General features: G+C 59.3%; 5 protein-coding genes. All 5 read left to right on the plus strand.

The window, feature by feature from the left end:
• Positions 1-182: hypothetical protein (locus EN879_RS39190; protein ID WP_164774726.1), on the plus strand; the 182-nt coding region annotated here is incomplete at its 5' end.
• A gap of 19 nt (positions 183-201) precedes the next feature.
• Positions 202-585 carry a hypothetical protein gene (locus tag EN879_RS32885; RefSeq protein ID WP_063168397.1) on the plus strand — a complete coding sequence of 128 codons (384 nt, stop codon included), beginning with the start codon at positions 202-204 and terminating at the stop codon, positions 583-585.
• 123 nt (positions 586-708) lie between these two features.
• Positions 709-1,032, plus strand: coding sequence for a hypothetical protein (locus EN879_RS32890; RefSeq protein WP_063168398.1), 324 nt, complete (start codon positions 709-711; stop codon positions 1,030-1,032).
• A 229-nt stretch (positions 1,033-1,261) separates the two neighbouring features.
• Entirely contained in the window at positions 1,262-1,702 is a 441-nt protein-coding gene (locus EN879_RS32895) for a hypothetical protein (protein ID WP_063168399.1), read from the plus strand.
• 54 nt (positions 1,703-1,756) lie between these two features.
• A partial coding sequence (locus EN879_RS32900; RefSeq protein WP_206521051.1) for a hypothetical protein occupies positions 1,757-2,218 on the plus strand: 462 nt, incomplete at its 3' end.

The following is a 2,218-nucleotide window of genomic DNA, read 5'->3' on the forward strand; positions in this document are numbered from 1 at the left end:
ATTCCGCCGCGCGCGCCGATCTGGAAACGATTGCCGCCGCCGATCTGGACGCGTTTTTCTCGCAACATGAGGCACGCAAGGCAAAGCACGGCAAGCCGTTTTCCAAGCGCATGGAAGGCCGCGACAGGCGCGCGGAGCGTAAGGCTAAAGAGGCGCGCCGCTTCGATTGGTTCAACGCGTAAGAGCGAAGGGGAAACGATCATGTCAACCGCACCTGAAAGCTTTTTCAACGCCTATCTGGCAACCGCGCTTTGGTCCTCAACCGATGGTGATGGCAACCCGCTTGATGCCAAGTATGGGCCGGAGGATATCGACGGCGAAACGCTCGACGGCATGTTAGCCGATTGCAACGAATTCTACCGCACCCACTCCGACGCGATCCAATGCAATGGCGTCACCTTCGGCCCTGATTTCGATCAGGACGGGCGTGCTGGCCACGACTTTTGGCTGACACGTTGCGGCCATGGCTCCGGCTTCTGGGATGGCGACTGGCCGGAGCCGCAAGCATCGCGCCTCACGGATGCCGCCAAAGCGTTTGGCAATGTGGACCTGTACATTGGTGATGACGGGAAGGTTCACGCCTAGCGCGACCGCTGGCGCGGTCTCATGGCCGCGCCAGCAAGCTATCGCCTTTGAAAGCCCGCGCGCGTTGTTCATGGCCGATTGCCGGCCCAATCGCCAATCATGGCGGCAACTGGAGTTAGACCCATGACGGAACAACCGGTTTTCAATCTCTATCTGGAGGAAACGCAATCCGCCCGGATTGGCCGGCCGGCCGCGTATCGGCTGATAATGCCGGATGAAAGCGGCGTTCTAGATTCCAAGTATGTCGAGCGCAAAACCGGTTTGCTTTTGGCCTGGCCATGCAATCCGCATTCGACGGGCGAGCGCATGATTTTGAGTATGCTCAATTGCGACTATCAGCACGGCATAAACGGCGCGGTAACGTGTCCGGGATTCGCGCCGTATGAGTTCGCGCAACCGGTGACGCGCCGCAAAATAACTGAACTTGCATTTTCGCATAAACTGTGAAATATAACTGAACCGCCGATTGTGGCGCAACTGGAGTTTGAGACATGCCGAGACCTTCCATCAAATCGCCTTGCGTGGCGGATCACTACGCCGACAAGAGTTGCGAGCGGATAGCCGAATTTTCAGCGCCGAATGGGAAAGGCGGGCTTATCAGCATTCGGCAACACGATGACGGCAGCGTTTCAGTTTCCGTCTATCGCATTGATCCTGGCGTTATGGTCATTGCGTCATGACCGGCTACATTCTCCCCTGCAATCTGCCGAACTTCGATCAAAGCGCGCCGCGTGGCGAAGGCTGGCGGATTGCCTCCAATGATGAACCGCAACACGCCGGCGTGTTGACCTGGCTCAATCCAGCGACCGGCGAAAGCGTCGTTTGCCCGTCGATCTGGTACAATCTGCCGGCTGTGCGCTATGCGGTCTCGCTCCGATACGACGCCGAACGCAACGACGAATCCGCAGTCCGCAAGGATTCCGAGGGCATGGCATGGTCTGCCGGCGAGGCCGTCCGGTCTAGACGTCAAGCGCGCCGCCTTCGCGCCATGGCGCTACTATGCGACCGCAATCCCGCAATCCCGGCCGGCAATATCGACTTTCGCGGGCTAAGTGATCCGATCACGCCGCCCGATGTGGAATTGGCAACAGTGGAAGCAATCGAGGCCGGCCGCTAACCCGCGCCGAACGTCAAGCCCGCCAATCGTGGCAACAACTGGAGATCGAACGCAATGAACATTGAAACCGCTTTCCGCCCGGATTCCATCGCCATTGGCGCGCCGGCCTATCATCCCGCCTATTCAAGTTCCGGCCATGTCGTCCAGGTCGAGGCAAGTAACGGCTTCACCATTGGCGGCGGCGGCATGGTGCGCGACCGGTCGCAACTGACAATCGTTTGGGGCGAAAGCCTCCAGATAACGGAGGTTCCCGAATCCGCCGCCCGGCTATGGCTGGAGCTTGCGCCGCGCTATCTGGTCGAACCGATTTCAGCCGTACAGGCGGCGGCATTGCTGGCGGCAGCAAAGCACAAGCAAGCCGAATTCCGCCGCAAGATGAACGAAGCCAGCGAACAAGGCCGCACCGCGCGCGCCGCTTTCGAAGCCGGGGCCGCCAGCAAGATTCCGGCATGGGCAAAAGCCGTCATCATTGGCGAGTTGATCGAGGATCAATCGGACTCGATGACCGAATATTAT

The organism is Mesorhizobium sp. M7A.F.Ca.AU.002.02.1.1, assembly GCF_003998535.1.
GTDB classification, from domain to species: Bacteria; Pseudomonadota; Alphaproteobacteria; order Rhizobiales; family Rhizobiaceae; genus Mesorhizobium; species Mesorhizobium ciceri.

What these genes read in the sequence shown, in the direction of transcription:
- EN879_RS32885 (WP_063168397.1), top strand. Translation starts at nt 202, where the DNA reads ATGTCAACCGCACCTGAAAGCTTTTTCAACGCCTATCTGGCAACCGCG.
- EN879_RS32890 (WP_063168398.1), top strand. Translation starts at nt 709, where the DNA reads ATGACGGAACAACCGGTTTTCAATCTCTATCTGGAGGAAACGCAATCC.
- EN879_RS32895 (WP_063168399.1), top strand. Translation starts at nt 1,262, where the DNA reads ATGACCGGCTACATTCTCCCCTGCAATCTGCCGAACTTCGATCAAAGC.